General features: G+C 66.0%; 17 protein-coding genes and 1 tRNA gene. 3 read left to right on the top strand and 15 right to left on the bottom strand.

Features of this window, described 5'->3' with window-relative positions:
* Window positions 1-42: 42 nt before the first annotated feature.
* The 3 genes from AC1ZQA_RS09295 to AC1ZQA_RS09305 all read left to right on the top strand — a co-directional run bounded on the left by AC1ZQA_RS09295 (window position 43) and on the right by AC1ZQA_RS09305 (window position 1,523).
* Complete coding sequence (locus AC1ZQA_RS09295) at window positions 43-828, top strand: BPSS1780 family membrane protein (protein WP_482676691.1); 786 nt, start codon at window positions 43-45, stop codon at window positions 826-828.
* A gap of 179 nt (window positions 829-1,007) precedes the next feature.
* Complete coding sequence (locus AC1ZQA_RS09300) at window positions 1,008-1,427, top strand: MerR family transcriptional regulator (protein ID WP_482676692.1); 420 nt, start codon at window positions 1,008-1,010, stop codon at window positions 1,425-1,427.
* Between the two features lie 19 nt (window positions 1,428-1,446).
* Window positions 1,447-1,523, top strand: a tRNA-Pro gene (locus tag AC1ZQA_RS09305).
* 176 nt (window positions 1,524-1,699) lie between these two features.
* Here AC1ZQA_RS09305 and fliN read toward each other — a convergent pair.
* The 15 genes from fliN to AC1ZQA_RS09380 form a co-directional block, all read right to left on the bottom strand.
* The gene (fliN, locus tag AC1ZQA_RS09310; protein WP_482676693.1) at window positions 1,700-2,146 is read right to left on the bottom strand and encodes a flagellar motor switch protein FliN; all 447 of its coding nucleotides are present in this window, start codon (window positions 2,144-2,146) and stop codon (window positions 1,700-1,702) included.
* Window positions 2,147-2,174: 28 nt separating this feature from the next.
* Window positions 2,175-3,185, bottom strand: a complete 1,011-nt coding sequence (gene fliM / locus AC1ZQA_RS09315) for a flagellar motor switch protein FliM (RefSeq protein ID WP_482676694.1) — start codon at window positions 3,183-3,185, stop codon at window positions 2,175-2,177.
* A 32-nt stretch (window positions 3,186-3,217) separates the two neighbouring features.
* Window positions 3,218-3,787, bottom strand: coding sequence for a flagellar basal body-associated FliL family protein (locus tag AC1ZQA_RS09320; protein ID WP_482676695.1), 570 nt, complete (start codon window positions 3,785-3,787; stop codon window positions 3,218-3,220).
* Between the two features lie 161 nt (window positions 3,788-3,948).
* Window positions 3,949-5,283 (bottom strand): flagellar hook-length control protein FliK, encoded by a 1,335-nt coding sequence (locus AC1ZQA_RS09325; protein WP_482676696.1) that lies wholly within the window; start codon window positions 5,281-5,283, stop codon window positions 3,949-3,951.
* Window positions 5,284-5,418: 135 nt separating this feature from the next.
* A complete protein-coding gene (fliJ, locus tag AC1ZQA_RS09330) occupies window positions 5,419-5,910 on the bottom strand; it encodes a flagellar export protein FliJ (RefSeq protein WP_482676697.1) in 492 nt (163 codons plus the stop codon).
* An 89-nt stretch (window positions 5,911-5,999) separates the two neighbouring features.
* A complete protein-coding gene (locus AC1ZQA_RS09335) occupies window positions 6,000-7,385 on the bottom strand; it encodes a FliI/YscN family ATPase (RefSeq protein WP_482676698.1) in 1,386 nt (461 codons plus the stop codon).
* Window positions 7,382-8,116, bottom strand: coding sequence for a FliH/SctL family protein (locus AC1ZQA_RS09340; RefSeq protein ID WP_482676699.1), 735 nt, complete (start codon window positions 8,114-8,116; stop codon window positions 7,382-7,384). Before AC1ZQA_RS09340 ends, AC1ZQA_RS09335 begins: the two co-directional genes overlap by 4 nt.
* 37 nt (window positions 8,117-8,153) lie before the next feature.
* The gene (gene fliG, locus AC1ZQA_RS09345) at window positions 8,154-9,170 is read right to left on the bottom strand and encodes a flagellar motor switch protein FliG (protein ID WP_482676700.1); all 1,017 of its coding nucleotides are present in this window, start codon (window positions 9,168-9,170) and stop codon (window positions 8,154-8,156) included.
* Window positions 9,160-10,860 carry a flagellar basal-body MS-ring/collar protein FliF gene (gene fliF, locus AC1ZQA_RS09350; protein ID WP_482676701.1) on the bottom strand — a complete coding sequence of 567 codons (1,701 nt, stop codon included), beginning with the start codon at window positions 10,858-10,860 and terminating at the stop codon, window positions 9,160-9,162. Before fliF ends, fliG begins: the two co-directional genes overlap by 11 nt.
* A gap of 33 nt (window positions 10,861-10,893) precedes the next feature.
* On the bottom strand, window positions 10,894-11,244 hold the full coding sequence (gene fliE, locus AC1ZQA_RS09355; RefSeq protein WP_482676702.1) for a flagellar hook-basal body complex protein FliE: 351 nt from the start codon (window positions 11,242-11,244) through the stop codon (window positions 10,894-10,896).
* Window positions 11,245-11,331: 87 nt separating this feature from the next.
* A complete protein-coding gene (locus AC1ZQA_RS09360) occupies window positions 11,332-12,777 on the bottom strand; it encodes a sigma-54-dependent transcriptional regulator (protein ID WP_482676703.1) in 1,446 nt (481 codons plus the stop codon).
* A gap of 108 nt (window positions 12,778-12,885) precedes the next feature.
* Window positions 12,886-13,992 (bottom strand): sigma-54 interaction domain-containing protein, encoded by a 1,107-nt coding sequence (locus AC1ZQA_RS09365; RefSeq protein WP_482676704.1) that lies wholly within the window; start codon window positions 13,990-13,992, stop codon window positions 12,886-12,888.
* Between the two features lie 48 nt (window positions 13,993-14,040).
* The gene (locus tag AC1ZQA_RS09370) at window positions 14,041-14,859 is read right to left on the bottom strand and encodes an SPOR domain-containing protein (protein ID WP_482676705.1); all 819 of its coding nucleotides are present in this window, start codon (window positions 14,857-14,859) and stop codon (window positions 14,041-14,043) included.
* Window positions 14,856-15,740, bottom strand: a complete 885-nt coding sequence (motD, locus tag AC1ZQA_RS09375; protein WP_482676706.1) for a flagellar motor protein MotD — start codon at window positions 15,738-15,740, stop codon at window positions 14,856-14,858. Before motD ends, AC1ZQA_RS09370 begins: the two co-directional genes overlap by 4 nt.
* A 37-nt stretch (window positions 15,741-15,777) precedes the next feature.
* Window positions 15,778-16,383, bottom strand: a complete 606-nt coding sequence (locus AC1ZQA_RS09380; protein ID WP_482676707.1) for a PilZ domain-containing protein — start codon at window positions 16,381-16,383, stop codon at window positions 15,778-15,780.
* Between the last annotated feature and the right edge of the window lie 46 nt (window positions 16,384-16,429).

A 16,429-nucleotide genomic window follows, 5' to 3' on the forward strand; every position in this document is an offset into this window, starting at 1 on the left:
CCCCTTGCCCCCTTCGCAGCGCCCTCTGCTTCCCTTTCACACATGCAACTGCGTACCGTTCCTGCCCGCGAGGGCCTGCTCTGGGTGCAAACAGGCTTGCGCCGCCTGATGCTTCAGCCCTGGGCCGCTCTCCTCATGATCCTGGCATACATCGTGGTCACCGGATTCATTTCCGCGCTGCCGCTCGTTGGGCTGGTGTTCCCGCTGTTTGTGGTGCAGTTCGGCACCATCGGTTTCATGCAGGCCAGCAGGCAAATCGCGCAGAAGCAGCCGGTCTGGCCCACCGTGCTGCTGATCGGGTTCCGCTCGGGGCCGGTGGTCTTGCGCAATCTGGTGATCCTGGGTGTGCTCTACACCCTGGCGGTGCTCCTGGTGCTGGGTGCGGGCGCGCTGTTCGACGGCGGTGCCATGCTGCGCCTCCTGCTGCTGGGAGACAAACCCCCAGCCAGCGCGATTGCCGATGGCAGCCTGCGACTCGGCGCCGTCGCCGCCACGCTGGCCTACATCCCCGTGTCACTCGCGTTCTGGCTGGCTCCGCCGCTCATCACCTGGCATGACATGCCGCCAGTCAAGGCGCTGTTTTTCAGCTTTGTTCTCAGCCTGCGCAACCTCAAGGCATTTGCCGTCTATGCGGTGCAATGGCTGTTGCTGTTCCTCAGCCTGCCCACGCTCATCGTGCTCATCGCCAGCCTGATGGGTGCCAGCGAAACCCTGGCTGCCACACTCAGCATGCCCGTGGTCATCGCCATCTTCCTGGCTTACATCCTGTCGTTCTACGGCACATACGAGTCTCTCGTGGGAGAACCGCAAGCCAGCAGCGCGCAGTAGTTTCCGGGGTGCTCGGTCCGGGACAAACGCATGCCGCCTTCTGCAAATTTTCGGCGTGGGCGACTTGATGTTTTACCTTTGCGCCAGAGAGATGCGGCAAAATTGCCGTCTCACAACACCATACGGACAGGCTGTCTGCACGGCCTTTCCGTGAACTTGCCGCCCATCCCGCCGCACTCATGAACGCCATTCCCGCGTTGCCTCCCATCCCCGCCAAGCGCTATTTCACCATCGGCGAAGTCAGCGAATTGTGCGGCGTGAAATCGCATGTGCTGCGGTACTGGGAGCAGGAGTTCTCGCAGTTGCGCCCCATGAAGCGTCGCGGCAATCGACGCTATTACCAGCACCACGAGGTTCTGCTGATCCGGCGTATCCGCGAGTTGCTCTATGAACAGGGATTCACCATCAGCGGCGCGCGGGCGCGGCTGGGCGATACGGCAAGCGATGAATTCCAGTCAGGCAACACAATCCAGGGCACAGAAACGCGGTCTGGCGACGACGCGCTGCAAACGCACGCATCAATCCAGTCCCTGCATGAACTGCGTGCCGAGTTGCTGAAGATCCGCGCTGATTTGATCGGGCCGCAAGGAATGGTGTAAGATTACCTGCTTTGGTCGTCGGGGCGTAGCGCAGCCTGGTAGCGCACCTGCATGGGGTGCAGGGGGTCGGAGGTTCGAATCCTCTCGCCCCGACCAAGAACCAAGAAAAGAACCTGCAAGATGCGGTGTTGAAGACAGAGAAGCCCACAGTTCGAAGCTGTGGGCTTTTTTTGTGGCCGCATGAGATGCATGTCACTCGATGCGTGTCAATTGCTGGCCTGGATGTTTTGCTCCGGTTTTTTGATGGCTGCGCTGCCGCATGTCGCGCGGGGTCAGGCCAGACGACGCGCGCGCTCTGTGGGGCTGACGATATCGGTCAGGCGGATGCCGAATTTGTCGTTCACCAGAACCACCTCGCCACGCGCGATGAGAAAGCCGTTGACCAGCACATCCATCGGCTCTCCGGCCAGGCGATCGAGATCGACCACGGAACCCTGCGCGAGTTGCAGCAGTTCGCGAATCTGGATTTTGGTGCGTCCGAGTTCGACCGAGAGCGTGACCGGAATATCCATCACCAGATCGAGCTGGTTGTTCGGCGCAGTGCTGCCCTGCTCGGCGCGGAGTTCTGCAAAGGGCGCGGGCTGAACCTTGGGCTGTGCGGCCGCGGCTGCCGCATTTGCTGCGGCAGTTTCGGTTGCGACGTCTTGCTCGGCCATGGCCTCGCCCCAGTCCGCCAGATCGTCGGTGGCTGCAGTATCGGTGGGGGTGTGTTCTGCCATGGGATGTCCTGCGTTTGTGGGGTCTGAATCAGTGGGCGCCCTGGGTCAGGAGTTGCGCCTTCTCGGGCACCTCGGGGAAGAGTTGCTGGCGGATCTTGAGCGCCATCTTGTCGTCGTGGCGGCCATAGTCGCCGAGCAGAACGGGAATGCCATCCACCCGCGCAATCACGGTCTCCGGCATCTCGACCGGCAGCACATCGCCGACACGCAGACTCAGCAGTTCGCGCACCAGGATCTGGCGTTGCAGCAGTTCCACCCGCATTTCCACTTCGGCTTCGCGCATTTCGGTCTGCAGCGCCTTGACCCAGCGATGGTCGACCTCGCTGCGGTCGGTGGTCATGCCGGTCATGAGCTGATCGCGGATGGGCTCGACCATGCTGTAGGGGATGCAGATATGCAGGCTGCCACCTCCGCCTTCGATTTCCACATCGAAGGTCGTGACGATGACCACTTCGGTCGGGGTGGCGATGTTGACGAACTGCGGATTGACCTCGGAGCGGGTCACTTCCGGCTCCAGCGGCAACACGGGTGCCCAGGCCGTCTTGTACTCCTTGAACACCATGTCGAGCATGCGCTTGATGATGCGCTGTTCCAGCGGAGTGAAGTCGCGGCCTTCGATGCGGGCATGAAAGCGCCCATCGCCACCAAAAAAATTGTCGACCACGCTGAAAATCAGACGGGGGTCGAAGATGAACAGCGCCGTGCCGCGCAGCGGCTTCATCTGCACCAGATTGAGGTTGCTCGGCACGACCAGACCGCGGATGAACTCGTTGTACTTGGTCAGCCGCACCGCCGACACCGAGATTTCCGCCGAGCGCCGCAAAAAATTGAACAGGCTGACCCGCCACAGCCGGGCAAAGCGTTCATTGATGACTTCGAGCGTCGGCATGCGCCCGCGCACGATGCGGTCCTGGCTGGCCAGGTCGTAGGCACGCACGCCCCCTTCCTCTTCGGCCTCCGGCTCGGCCGCAGGCTCTTCGCCTGCGATGCCGCCGAACAGCGCATCAACCTCGTCTTGGGAGAGAACGTCCTGAACCATGTCAGTTCCACACAGCTGCGATGGAAATCATGTCACTGCACCACGAACGCGGTGAAGTAAACGCCTTCGATCGGCGCGCCGTCGTGCCCCGACGACGCATGCGCCGCCTCGCCCCCGCCACCATGCCCGCCCTCTGCCGCCGCCACCGCGGGCGCGCCTTCGAGCACCTTGTTCACGGAATCCAGGATGTCCTGACGCAGGCGATCGCGCCCCTCCACCGTTTCGATCTTGTCGGTCGACTGGGCAGAAAGGATGCGCAGGATGTTGTTGCGGAGTTCGGGCGTCATGAGCTTGACCTTGCCTTCAACAGACGGATCGTAGGTCTTCAAGTCGATCTTGACCTGCAGATAGTGAACGTTGCCATCCGTACTCTGCAGATTGGTGACGAAGGGTTCCATGCTGATGAAACGCATGTTTTTCGCCTTTTCGGCAGCAGCCTGCGCGGCCAGCTCGGCGGCGGTGGGCGCCGCCTTGGGCTTCATCAGGAAAAATGCCGCCGCGCCACCACCGGCCATCAGCACGATGACCGCCACCAGAATGATGATGATCAGCTTGGTTTTGCCGCCGCCCTTTTCCTTGGCCTTGGACTCTTGTTCTGCCATACCCGACTCCCGATGTGCTGAGGGTGGCGCGCGCCGTGCGCGCCGATTGCGCCTGAAGGGCAATCAATGCCTCTTCGCCTGTCGGGTTAACGGCACGGAAGCGCGACATCTGAAGGGATGCGTGCCGGCCCATCGCCTCCGCCGTCCTCGCTGCGATCGCGTCAGACATAGGTGTTCACCATGCCTTGCTGCCAGCGTAGCGGCGACATGGCAGTCGCGCCCGTGGGCTGTGTCCCTGTTTCGCCGATCGCCGCCAGGCCGGGCGCGCTGCGCTGCGCCCGCGTCTGCTGCTGGCGTTCTCCCTGCCCGCCCTGGGTGCTGACCGAGGTCTGCATCAGCGACAGACCGGCGCCGGTGAACAGATCGCGCAGCTGCGGCAGGGCAGCTTCCACCGCCTGGCGGACCACGGCATGCGGGGAGACGAACTGCGCCTGGATCTGGCCGTCGTGCAGTTGCAGATGCACTTCCAGGGGCCCCAGTTGCGGTGGGTTGAGGTGGAGGGTGGCGCACTGCTGCTGTCCTTGTGCGGCAAACAGGACTTGCTGGTTCATCGCCTGCCCCCAATCGGGCGACCCAACCGGGGGATGCACCGCCGCAGTCACCAGCGGTTGCGAGGTCTGGCTCGTCTGGGGCAAGGCCAGCGCGATGGATTGCGGCAAGGGGCCGGGCGCTGTGGACACTGCGGCATGGTCCGGGCGGTTGCCTGGCGTCGGATTCAGGGTTGCAGACTCTGCAACCGCCGTGGACTGCGCTTGCTGGACGGCAAGACGACCAGGCTGCTCAACGCCTGCGCCGCTCGCTGTCGCGCCTTGCAGCCAGGCGGGCAACGGGTCGGTAACGGCCTGTGCGCCGCCGGGCCGGGCGTTCGGCTGCACATCCTGCCTGGCGTTGTCTGGCGCGGATGTCGACAGCGCAACCTGCAGTGCTGCATCCTGCCGGTCCGGTGCCGACGCAACGGCCTGCGTTGCCACGGCCGGGCCGGCGACGCCTGGTTGCGTGGTGGCTGCGGGCTGCCCGGCCTGCGGCACGCGAAGCAGCATGCCCAACGCCTGTCCCGGCGCGGCAGAGGCCACTTCGGCGGCATCGGATTTGCGGCTGCCGTGCGGCAAGTTCTTGCCGCTTTGAGTGAGGACGGTTGCCGCCTGCAGTGCGCCGTCGACCTGCAGCGCCAGCGCAGCCGCATCGGCGTTGCCGGAGGCCGTGTCGGGAGTCGGTTGTTGCTGGTCGCTTGTCTTGGCCTGCGTTGTTGTGTTCGCTGCTTCAGCAGACGCGGGCTTTTGCGCGTCTGCCGCAGCGGGCGCCTTTCCACCGGATTGGGCCTGTGCATTGGCGAGATTCGGCGCGCTGGCCGGCCCGGATTGCGCCTGCCCCGCACGCGACAGCGCGTCGGAAAACCGTGGCGCAGTCTGTCCTTGCTGCGCGCTTGCAACTGCGGCCTGTGCCGCCTCGGGCGGCGGCGCAGCAGGCGTTGGAGGAACGGGAATGATCAGCGGCATGGTGACGGTTCTGGCGACGACATGCCCATGCAAAGCAAAACCTGCGCCAGCGACATTGCGCACCTGTGCCCACCGAACAGCCCCCGCGCGAGCGACCCAAGAACACGGGACGTTGCGGCCTTGCCGAGAGGGCGTCTAAAAATCCGATCGCTGTTGCGAACTCGGCAAGAACTGCGAGGCGCGGCGCACGGCCCATTCCTGCAGATTTTTCAGGGCGCTGACTTTCTGGCCCTGGCGGTTTTGCGCCTGATGCTGGTCGATCAACACCTCAAACGCCTTTTCGCGTTGACGCGCGGCGCCCCATTGCGCGGAGAGCTCGGTCAGTCGGTCCTGCTGTCGGTTCAGTTCGGCCTGTTGCGCGGAAATGGCGGCTTCGATGCGGTCGACAAATCCACGCAGATCGCGCACCTGGCTCCATGCCGACCCGGCCGAGCCCAGCGTCTGCATCTGTTCCCGATATTGCGCGGCATAACTCTGGAGTTGTTCGAGCTTGGCCTGCGCCGACCGCAATACCTCCTGCTGCTTCCCGACCAACTGGCCCGCGGTCTGACTGGCTTCCACCGCCTGCGCGTGCAGGGTTTGCAGTGTCTCCAGGCGTTGGGGGCTCAGCGTGTTGTTGTAGGTCATGCGCGATACGGCGAATCAGATTCACACAAAGTGTAAACCCAGCATGGCTGCAGGCCATGTAACCCCGTGCGATCTCTGCTTCCGCGGCGTCAAATTCCCGACAAGTCGGGCAGATATGGCGTCATCAGATCGGCCAGCGCCTGGCGGCTCTGCGGCAGGCTCACGGCGGCATGCATGTCCTGCACCAGGAAATCGCGGATGGCGGTGTGCGCCTGCACCGCCTGATCGAGCTGCAGATCGGCGCCGGGTGTGTAGGCGCCCACGGCGATGAGGTCCTGCTGGCTGGTGTAGCGCGACTGCATTTCCTTGAGCTTTTGCATGCGGCGCAGCTCAACCGGGCTGGCAATGCTTGGCATCACCCGGCTGATCGACGACTGCAGGTCGATCGCAGGGAAATGCCCCTGCTCGGCCAGCCGGCGACTGAGCACGATGTGGCCATCGAGAATCGCGCGCACATTGTCGGCAATCGGGTCCTGCTGGTCGTCGCCTTCCATCAGCACGGTGTAGAACGCGGTGATGCTGCCGCCGCCTTCCGGGCCGTTTCCCGCCCGCTCCACCAGGGCCGGCAGCTTGGCAAACACCGAGGGCGGAAAACCGCGCGCTGCCGGCGGCTCGCCCGCGGCCAGCGCCACTTCGCGCAGCGCCAGGGCGTAGCGGGTGATGGAGTCCATCAGCAGCAGCACGTTCAGTCCCTGGTCGCGGTAATACTCGGCCATCGCGGTGGCCAGGCGCGCGCCGCGGATGCGGGTCAGCGCCGGGGCGTCCGCAGGCGCAGCAATCACCACGGAACGGACGCGACCCTCCGCACCAAGAATGTCCTCGATGAATTCCTTGACCTCGCGGCCGCGCTCGCCGATCAGCCCGACCACGATGATGTCGGCATTGGTGTTGCGCGCCATCATGCCCAGCAGCACGCTCTTGCCCACGCCGCTGCCCGCAAACAGCCCCATGCGCGCACCGCGCCCCACGGTGAACAGCGCGTTGATCGCGCGCACGCCGACGTCGAGCGGCTGGCGCACCAGAGCCCGGCCGAGCGGGTTGATCGCCTTGGCCGACAGGGTGGTGTAGTGCGACGCCAGCAGCGAACCGGCGCCGTCCAGCGGCCGGCCATTGCCGTCGAGCACCCGCCCGAGCAGTTCCGGCCCGACCGGAATGCGGATGTCGCCGGGCACCGGATGCACCCGCGCGCCCGGTGTGAGCCCCTGCACTTCGCCCAGTGCCATGAGCTGCACATGGTCGCCGTTGAAGCCCACCACTTCGGCATCGATGAAGCGGTTCTGCTCGGTGCTGATGCGACAGCGCTCTCCCAGGCTGACCTCCAGCCCCTGCGCCTCCAGAATCAGCCCGCGGACCCGCACCAGACTGCCACTGTAGGCCAGCGGCAGGGCGCCGCCGGTCAGCAGCCGTCGGCGCAGGGTGTGCAGGCGGTTGGAGGCACCCGGCAGACGGGCGGCCACCGGCTGCGCTTCGCTCATTGCAAGCCCTCCTCGAACAGCCGGGCCATGATCTGCCGCCAGCGTTCTTCCACCCGCAGGTCGAGTTCGCTCAGGGTGTCGCGGTTGCGGCCGCGCCAGCGGCGGTCGGGCATGGCGGTCTGCCCCGGGGCGGCAGACTGGACAACGACGTCGCCGCGCTGCAGGTGTTCGTCGGCCAGCAGTACCACACCGCTGGCTTCCAACTCGGGGGCCGCAGTGTGCAGCAGGTCCACATCGAGGGGATGCAGCCGCAGCCCGGGCGTGCCGGCCTGCGCCGGAAACGCCGCCAGCGCCCGACGCACGATGGGCAATATGGCCTCGGGCTGGGTGCGCAATTCATGCAGCACGACCTGCCGCGCCAGTTCCAGCGCCAGGGCGACCAGGGCAGTTTCCGCCTCGGCATCCAGTGCGGCAACCGGCTGGGCCAGGCGCTCGACGAGCCCGCGCAAGGCCTCGCGCTCCTGCTGCGCCTGCGCACGGCCTGCCGCCAGCCCTTCGGCGTGCCCGGCGGCAAAGCCCTCGCGGTGGCCCTGTTCCAGCCCAGCAGCCCTGCCCTCTTCCAGTCCTTGCGCTTCGGCCTGGGCATAGACCGCCTCGAACTGCTGCGCGGTGGGCGGCCCGCCGGTGGTCTGGCGCGCAGCACCGCTTGCCGACGCGGTCTGGTCGCCCATGTCCTGCGGCTGCCAGCGCCGTGCGGTCTGGGCGTCTTCCCTGGGAATGATGCGGCTCATGGCGCGAAATGGTTGTCAGTGCGCTGGAGCATGGACCTCAACCGACCAATGCCTCGCCGCCGCCGCTGCCGAGCTGAATCTGCCCGGCGGCCTCCAGACGCGAGGCGATCTGCAGGATTTCCTTTTGCGCGCCCTCCACCTCGCTGAGCTTGACCGGGCCCTTGGCCTCCATGTCATCGCGCAGCATTTCGGCGGCGCGCTTGGACATATTGCCGAGAAATTTGTCCTTGAGAGCATTGTTGGCGCCCTTGAGCGCGAGGATCAGCGTTTCGGAGGAAATCTCGCGCAGCATGGTCTGCAGACTGCGATCGTCGACGTTGATCAGGTCGTCGAACACGAACATCTGGTCCTGCACCTTGGTCGCGAGGTCTTCGTCCTGCGCGCGCAGATGCTCCATGATGCTCGACGACAGCGCGGTCTCCACCCGGTTGAGAATTTCCGCGGTGACTTTCGGCCCGCCCACCGCGCTGACCTGCACGCTTTGCGAATCGCCCGAGAGCTGCTCTTCCAGCACTTCGTTGAGCTCGCGCAGCGCGCTGGGCTGCAGGCCGTCGAGCGCGGCCAGCCGCAGCATGGCTTCTCCCGCCTGACGTTCGGGCAAGAAATGCAGCACCTCGCCCGCCTGCTCGGGATCGATATACGCCAGCACCAGCGCCACCACCTGCGGATGTTCGAGCTTGATCAGTTCGGCAATGGCGCGCGGCTCCAGCCACTTCAGGTTTTCCAGCCCGCTCGATTCGCCGCCGTGCAGAATGCGCTCGATCAGCGAGTTGGCGCGCTCTCCGCCCAGCGCCTTGGTCAGCGCGCCGCGCAGGAATTCGCTGGCCCCGAGCCCAAGCGCGGTCTGCTGCTCGAGCTTTTCGCGAAACTCGCGCATCACCGCATGGGCCTGGTCGGTGCTCACCCGGCTGAGCTTGGACATGGCCACACCCAGGCGCTGCACTTCGCGCGGACCGAGGTGGCGCATGATCTCGGCCGCCTGGTCTTCGCCCAGACTCAGCAACAGCACCGCGGCCCGATCCAGCCCGGTGAAATCGGCTTGTTCACTGGCCATCGGACAGCCACTCCTTCACCACCTGCGCCGCCCGCCGCGGGTCTTGCTTGACCAGTTCGCGCGAGATCGCGGCATCCGTCTCCAGGGTATTGCTCAGGTGAACAGTATCGGGCGCGAGCGCCCCGGCGGGCATGCCGGCCGCCGCCAGTTCCGGCCCGCCCGGGCCCACCGCCTGCGGCGCACGGCTCTCGGCGTCGCCTGCTGTCGGTGTTTCCGGCTCGGACGGCTCGCCACGGCGGCCCTTCTTCGTGCCACCCCCGCCCATGGCCTTGCGCATGGCGCGGTAGGCCATCAGGCCGAGGATGAGTGCAATGAGGTAGGGCGCGGCCTGACGCACCCCATCCCACAGCCAGGCCTGCCGCCACCACGGCAGCGATTTCTCGGCCTCTTTCTGCGCCGCGGTGAAGGGCATGTTGATCACACTCACCGTGTCGCCGCGCTGGCTGCTGAAGCCGATGGCGTTTTCCACCAATTGCTTCATCTGCCCGAGTTGCGCCGCACTCATGGCCACTGGTTTGCCGCCCTTGGCCTGATCGTTCACCAGAACCGAAACCGACAGGCGCTTGACCACGCCGACAGGCTGCTGGGTGTGACTGACGGTCTTGTCGAGGTCGTAATTGGTTGTGGCCGAGGAGCTGGCTGTCGTGGGCGCCAGCGTCTTGAGGCTGGGCGTGATCTGGGTGAGTTGCTGCGGCGTGAGCGGGGCGGACGCCGAGCCCACGGTGAACGGCGCGGTCACGCCGCCCGGCGGCTGGTTGGACAGTGCCCCGGGCACGCCAGCGGGCAGCGTGCCGCTGCCCGATGAATTGGTGCTTTGCTGCTGCTGGCTGAGCACATGGCCCTGGCCATAGAACACCGAGCTGGATTCCGTCTTGGCGAAGTCGATGTCGGCCGACACCGCCACCCGCACGCCGTCGCTGCCCACCAGCGGCGCCAGCAATGCCTCGATCTGCTTGCGGTACTGCTGCTCGACCGTATTGCGATAGGCCAGTTGCTCAGGCTGAATGCCGCTATCCGCGCGGGGCCCGGCGGACAGCAGATTGCCGTCCTGATCGACCACGCTGACATTCTGGTCGTTCAGCCCCGCCACCGCCGAGGCCACCAGATGCACGATGCCCGCCACCTGCGCCCCGCTGAGCACCCGCCCCGGATAGAGCTTGAGCAACACCGAGGCAGAGGGCTTTTCCGCCTCGCTCAAGAACACCGACGGCTTGGGAATGGCCAGATGCACCGTGGCGGCATCCACCGCCGACAACGCCTCGATGGTGCGGCCGAGCGAGCCTTCCAGCGCCCGCTGGTAATTGATGCGCTCGACAAACTGGCTGGTGCCCATCGGCTCGTTGTCGAGCACCTCGAACCCCACGCCAGCCCCCTTGGGCAGACCGTCTGCTGCCAGTTTCATGCGCGTGGCGTACACCTGCTGCGAAGGCACCTCGATCACCGCGCCGCCACCGGTGATGCGGTAAGGGATGTTCAGTTTCTGCAGCTCGCCGATCACTGCGCCGCCGTCGCGCTCGGACAGGTTGGTGTAGAGCACCTGGTAGTCGAGGCGGCTGGTCCACATCAGGGTGACCACGATCAGCGCGATCAGCGCGGCCAGCCCCGCCAGCCAGGTGAACCGCTGGTTCATGCTCATCTGACGGAATGCGCCCAGGGGGTCTTGCAGCGCGGCGGAGGCAGTCGTGGCCATGGCGGAGTGTCAAAAATTTGTCGTCGCTGGATGTCAGGCCTGGATGTTCATGATGTCCTGATACGCCGACACCAGCTTGTTGCGCACCTGCAGCGCCGCCTGAAATGACAGGCTGGCCTTCTGCGAGGCCAGCATCACATCGCTCAGGCTCACGTCACCCGTGCCCGAGACGAACTGCTGCTGCAGGGCGTTGGCCTGCTGCAACGCGCCATTCACACCGTCGAGTGCGCTCTTGAGGGTGGCAGCGAAATCCGTCTGTTGCGCAGCCGCGGTGGCGCCCAGCGCGGCCGCCGCATTGCCGCCTGCAGCATCAGGACGCGCCGCAGCCTGCGCGGCCAGACTGCGCATCTGGGCGAGAACGCTTTGCATCGGGTCGATTTGCATGAAGGCCTCCGGCGATGGATTGTCGAGTCATCCGGCTGAAAACCGGCATGTTGTCCATTTCAAGCAAAAGCCATTCCACCCTGCCGATCAGAACGAATCGGGCAAGCCCATCCCGGCCTCGCGCAGCTTCTGCAGCTTGTGCCGCAGAGTGCGCGGACTGATGCCCAGACGCTGCGCGGCAAGCGACTTGGAGCCCTGGCTTTGCTGCAGCGCGTCGGCGATGAGCTGGCGTTCGCTCAGTGCCAGTTCACTGCCGAGATCGCCCGAAGACAGCGCTGTCGCTGGAGCGGGCGGCGTGAAGGCACGCACAGCACCCTCGGTCACGGACGCCGGGAACAGCAGATCGCCCGCTGCAATCCGGCCGTTCTGGCAGAGGATGGCGGCGCGCTGCATCACGTTGTCGAGTTCGCGCACATTGCCGGGCCAATCGTGCGCCAGCAGGGCCTGTCGTGCCGCACTGTCGAGTTGCGGCACGGACGGCAGGCCGAACTGCGCGGCGTACCGCGCGAGCATGGCCTGCGCGAGCGGCAGGATGTCGTCGCGCCGCTGGCGCAGCGGCGGAATCTGCAGCGGAAACACGCTCAGGCGGTAATACACGTCCTCGCGCAGCACGCCCTGCTTGACCGCCTGCTGCAGATCGCGGTTGCTGGTGGCGATCAGCCGCAGGTCGAGCACGATGCGCTTGCGCCCGCCCAGGCGCTCGATTTCGCGTTCCTGCAACACGCGCAGCAGCTTGGCCTGCAGCGCCGGGGCCATTTCGGTCACTTCGTCGAGCAGCAGGGTGCCGCCCTGCGCCTGCTCGAACTTGCCCGGCGCGGATTGTCCCGCCCCGGTGAACGCGCCCTTCTCGAAGCCAAACAGCGTCGCCTCGAGCAGGGTTTCGGGAATGGCCGCGCAGTTGATCGCGATGAACGGCCCGGCCGCACGCGGCGACTGCGCATGGATGAACCGCGCCATCACCTCCTTGCCCACGCCGCTCTCGCCCAGCAGCATCACGGTCACATCGGTTTGCGCCGCGCGGCGGGCGATGTCCAGAATGCCCTGCATCGCTGCCGATTCGGCCACCAGCCGGGCGGCCTCTCCTGGCGCGGGCGCAACCTGCGCCGCGCGTGGAGAGACAGGCGCTGCCCCAGCAGGCTTGTCCTTCGGCACGCTCAGCGCAGCCGCGCCGGGGACGAACTGGCGAATCTTGGCGAGCGCCTCGGCCACGTCGAGCGGCGCGCTGAGGTAGTCTGCCGCGCCATTCTGCAGCGCCTGCACGGCCGCCTGTACCGTGCCGTGGCGGGAGACGATCAGCACCGGCAAGCTGCCGCGCAGGGCGTGCAACCGGGACAGCATGCGCGCGGTGTCAGCGCCGGGGGCATCGCCATCGCAAAACACCAGATCCGGCGACCAGCCCTGCTCCACCGCCTGCAGCGCTGCGTCCTGTGCGTCATGCCATTGCGCAACGCACCCTGCGCCCTGCAGCGCATCACGCAGCAGCTGCCCGCGCGCAGCGTCATGGTCGATCAGCAGAATGCGCGGCGAAGTCATGGGAGTCGGCAACAGGCGGGAAAGCGCAGCAGAAGGCAACACCGACACGTTAGCAAATCCAGGGCCTGCATGGTGACGATTTTCTGACGCCTCGGCAGCCGTGCGGCCTCATTGCTCGCGTGATTCGGTACCGAGTCCGTATTTGCGGATTTTTTCCACCAGGGTGGTGCGACGCAGGCCCAGATGCTGCGCGGCATGGGCAATGACATGGCGGCTGCGCTCCAGTGCCTGTTCGATCAGACTGCGTTCGATGCTCTCCAGATAGGCGCGCAAGTCCAGACCTTCGGGCGGCAGCACCGGCTGCAGCGCCGGTTCGGCCATTGCGTCCATCAGGGCATGCAGACCGTCCTGGTCGTCTTCGCCCGTCGAGGCGGGGGACGGCGCTTGCGGCAGGGACGGCACGTCGGTGGCCAGCGCATCGCCCGTGCGCATCTTGGGCGGCAGGTCGGCCAGCCGCACGATGGAGCCGGCGTGCAGGATGAGCAGGCGCTCCATCAGGTTCTGCAACTCGCGCACATTGCCGGGCCAGCGGTAGCTCAGCAAGGCCTGCTGCACGCCGTCGCCCAGCCGCACCCGGCCCAGCCCCTGCGCTTCCAGACGCTGCAGGGTGTGCTCGGCGAGCTGCAGGATGTCGTCGCCACGTTCGCGCAGCGGCGGCACCTGCAGCGGAAACACATGCAGGCGGTAGAACAGATCTTCGCGGAAACGGCCCAGACCGATCTGCTGCTCCAGATCACGGTGCGTGGCCGCGACGATGCGCGCCTGCGATGCCAGCACCTCGCTGCTGCCCACGCGCTCGAAGCTCTTTTCCTGCAGCACACGCAGAATCTTGACCTGCAACGGCGGGCTCATCTCCGCGATTTCATCGAGAAACAGCGTGCCGCGCCCGGCCAGCTCGAACCGCCCCTTGCGCACGGTGATGGCGCCGGTAAACGCGCCGCGCTCATGGCCGAACAGCTCGCTTTCCATCAGCTCACCGGGAATCGCGCCACAGTTGACCGCAACGAACGGCCGCGCCGCGCGTGGCGACCAGCCGTGCACCGCACGGGCCACCAGTTCCTTGCCGGTGCCGGATTCGCCCAGGATCAGCACCGTGCTGTCGGTCTGTGCCACACGGCGGATCTGCTCGCGCAGTGCACGCATCGGCGCACTCTCGCCCAGCAGCAGGTCGGAGCCGTCTGTGTTCAGCATCGGGGCAAGGCGGTCATCGAGCATGGGGTTATTCTCGCAGCCCGACCAGTCGAGCTGCGCTTGCGATGGCGATCAGGGCAGCTTGCGCAAGATGCCTTCTGTCCCAGTCAGCTTGTGCAGCGGCGCTCGCGCAGCACGCGCGGCGGCCGCATTGCGGTAAGGACCGACATAGAACAGCCGCAGACCACGCACCTCATTTGTCGCGACACAGACCTCTGTATAGCCCGCCCGGTGCAGGTGCTGCGCGAGACGGTCGATGCTTTGCTGCTTGCCAAACGCCCCCACCTGCACATACCAGCCTGCCCTGTGGCACACCGGCACCGCGCCCACGCGCTGCAGCTTGGCCGTTGCCGTGCGTGGCCTGGGCTGTGCCGTGGCCTTGTGATCTTGCGTGGTCACCTTGTGTTGCTGCGGCTTTGGTTCGGGTTTGGGCTCGGACTTGGATGCGGGCTCTGGTTGCGGATTGGCCACCGCTGCCTGGGCCACCGGCGGCAGGGCCGCAGTTGGGGCAAGGGCGGGCTGGGATGCCTCGGGCGCCCTGGACTGGGCGGAGGGTGCCGAGGCGGCAACAGCCTTCGCTGCAACGCCTGCAGCCTGCGGCGCACTGGCGGCGGACAATGCATCCATCGCCGCTGCCGCAGCTTTTTCCTGCTGCGCCGTGCTCACGGCGGGCCGGGGCCTGGACGCCACCACTGCGGAAGCGGCCCGCGTGAGCAGATTCGATGCGCTGGACGCCGGGTGGATCACTGTGCTGGTGGTTCCCACTGCGGGCTTGCGCAGCCCCACCACGGCCCAGGCGATGAGTCCGAGAAGAATCAGGATGCCAAGCGCCAGAATGCTGCGGTTGAGCCAGCGCAGGCGGTTTTTCAGGGGTTGCAGATCGTCGTTCAAGAGGGCGTTCCGTGGCTGGGCGGCGGGGTGGACGTTGTGGCGGCTGCAGCGGCATCGGGCTGTGCGGGAGGCGCTTCGGCGGGCACGATGGGCGTGTCGTTCACGTTCGCATTGCCGAGGGGCGACACGATCACCACGCTGACGCGGCGATTGGCCGCGCGGCCCTTGGCGGTGCCATTGCTTGCGACAGGATGATATTGACCATACCCGGCAGCGACAAGCTGATCGGGCTTGACGCCCTGTGCAATGAACATTTCCACCACAGACACCGCCCGCGCCGACGACAGCGCCCAGTTGGAGCGAAACTGCGCCGTGTTGATCGGCCGGTCATCGGTGAAGCCGTTGACCTGGATGGGATAGGCCACGCCCTGCAGCACCCCGGCGATCTGGTTGAGCAGCTCCTGCGCCTGCGGCGTGAGATCGGCCTGGCCCGAGGCGAACAGCACCGTGTCGTGAATATCGATGACCACGCCCAGCGGCGTCATGCGCACCTGCACGTCACCCTTGCGAATGGCGCTGGCCAGCAGCGTCTGGATCTGCCTGGCCACGCCCTCGAGGGTTTTCTGCACTTCCTTGGCACCCGGCCCGCCCCGGCCAGGTTGAATGATCTCGGGCTTTTGCTGCTTGGGGATGGGCGGCAGATCGATGGCGGACGGCATGCTGTTGAACGGCTGCCCCACCTGCACGGGATTGGGCGTGGTCGGCTGCCCAGTGAACGCGGCAATCATGGTCTGCGACAGCACCTTGTACTTGCCTTCATTCAGCGAGGAAATGGAATACATCACCACGAAAAAGGCGAACAGCAGGGTGATGAAGTCGGCATACGACACCAGCCAGCGTTCGTGATTCTCGTGTTCTTCGTGCGCTTTCTTGCGGCCCATGGTTTCACTCGTTCAGGATGCAGCGCTCATACAGCGGTCATAAGCCCTTGCGCTGCCGCGCCACCTGGCGGCGATGATGACGGAAGATCAGCCGGTCGAGATCGTTCTGCACCTGTTGATCGAGCGGGTCGAGTTCCAGGGTGTGCCAGAACTGGCCGCGATCCGGGTGCAGCTCCGTGATGCGCCCCGACAGCAGCAGCGGAAGAGCGATGCGATGGCGCAGATAAATGCGCGCCCACAGACGACGCCCCACCTCCAGAGGCTGCTCGCTGGCCCAGCGCAGCTTGCGCGACGACAGCGCGCACGGCCGCTCGGGCGGCAGGTTGCCCAGCCCGCGCAGCGCTGCGCTGGCCATGAGCAGCAGCAGATCGACCCGGCGCTCCAGGTTCTGAATCGGGTCGCTGCGGCCGTGCTCGGCCTCGTGCGACACCGGCGGCTCGTCGAGCATCAGCAGGGCGCGCAGCAGGGTGTTGTTGTCGGACATGACCTCGGTGCGTCCCTGCGGCGGGTTCAGCTCGTCCACCCAGTCCAGCGGAAACACGCCGTCGAGCTGCACTGCCGCCACCGCGCCATGCAGCGCCTCGGGGTGGCTCGCGAAGAAACGGGAATCGGGGAAATCAGCGGGTGCATGGGACTGGGACATGGCGTTCTCCTGCGAGTCTGTCGCGCATTGTCCCATTGCAGCAAAA

Source organism: Thiomonas sp. DCM-2 (genome assembly GCF_056820905.1).

Coding starts and splice junctions, on each gene's coding strand:
- AC1ZQA_RS09295 (WP_482676691.1), top strand. CDS start 43: ATGCAACTGCGTACCGTTCCTGCCCGCGAGGGCCTGCTCTGGGTGCAA.
- AC1ZQA_RS09300 (WP_482676692.1), top strand. CDS start 1,008: ATGAACGCCATTCCCGCGTTGCCTCCCATCCCCGCCAAGCGCTATTTC.
- fliN (WP_482676693.1), bottom strand. CDS start 2,146: ATGGCAGAACACACCCCCACCGATACTGCAGCCACCGACGATCTGGCG.
- fliM (WP_482676694.1), bottom strand. CDS start 3,185: ATGGTTCAGGACGTTCTCTCCCAAGACGAGGTTGATGCGCTGTTCGGC.
- AC1ZQA_RS09320 (WP_482676695.1), bottom strand. CDS start 3,787: ATGGCAGAACAAGAGTCCAAGGCCAAGGAAAAGGGCGGCGGCAAAACC.
- AC1ZQA_RS09325 (WP_482676696.1), bottom strand. CDS start 5,283: ATGCCGCTGATCATTCCCGTTCCTCCAACGCCTGCTGCGCCGCCGCCC.
- fliJ (WP_482676697.1), bottom strand. CDS start 5,910: ATGACCTACAACAACACGCTGAGCCCCCAACGCCTGGAGACACTGCAA.
- AC1ZQA_RS09335 (WP_482676698.1), bottom strand. CDS start 7,385: ATGAGCGAAGCGCAGCCGGTGGCCGCCCGTCTGCCGGGTGCCTCCAAC.
- AC1ZQA_RS09340 (WP_482676699.1), bottom strand. CDS start 8,116: ATGAGCCGCATCATTCCCAGGGAAGACGCCCAGACCGCACGGCGCTGG.
- fliG (WP_482676700.1), bottom strand. CDS start 9,170: ATGGCCAGTGAACAAGCCGATTTCACCGGGCTGGATCGGGCCGCGGTG.
- fliF (WP_482676701.1), bottom strand. CDS start 10,860: ATGGCCACGACTGCCTCCGCCGCGCTGCAAGACCCCCTGGGCGCATTC.
- fliE (WP_482676702.1), bottom strand. CDS start 11,244: ATGCAAATCGACCCGATGCAAAGCGTTCTCGCCCAGATGCGCAGTCTG.
- AC1ZQA_RS09360 (WP_482676703.1), bottom strand. CDS start 12,777: ATGACTTCGCCGCGCATTCTGCTGATCGACCATGACGCTGCGCGCGGG.
- AC1ZQA_RS09365 (WP_482676704.1), bottom strand. CDS start 13,992: ATGCTCGATGACCGCCTTGCCCCGATGCTGAACACAGACGGCTCCGAC.
- motD (WP_482676706.1), bottom strand. CDS start 15,740: ATGGGCCGCAAGAAAGCGCACGAAGAACACGAGAATCACGAACGCTGG.
- AC1ZQA_RS09380 (WP_482676707.1), bottom strand. CDS start 16,383: ATGTCCCAGTCCCATGCACCCGCTGATTTCCCCGATTCCCGTTTCTTC.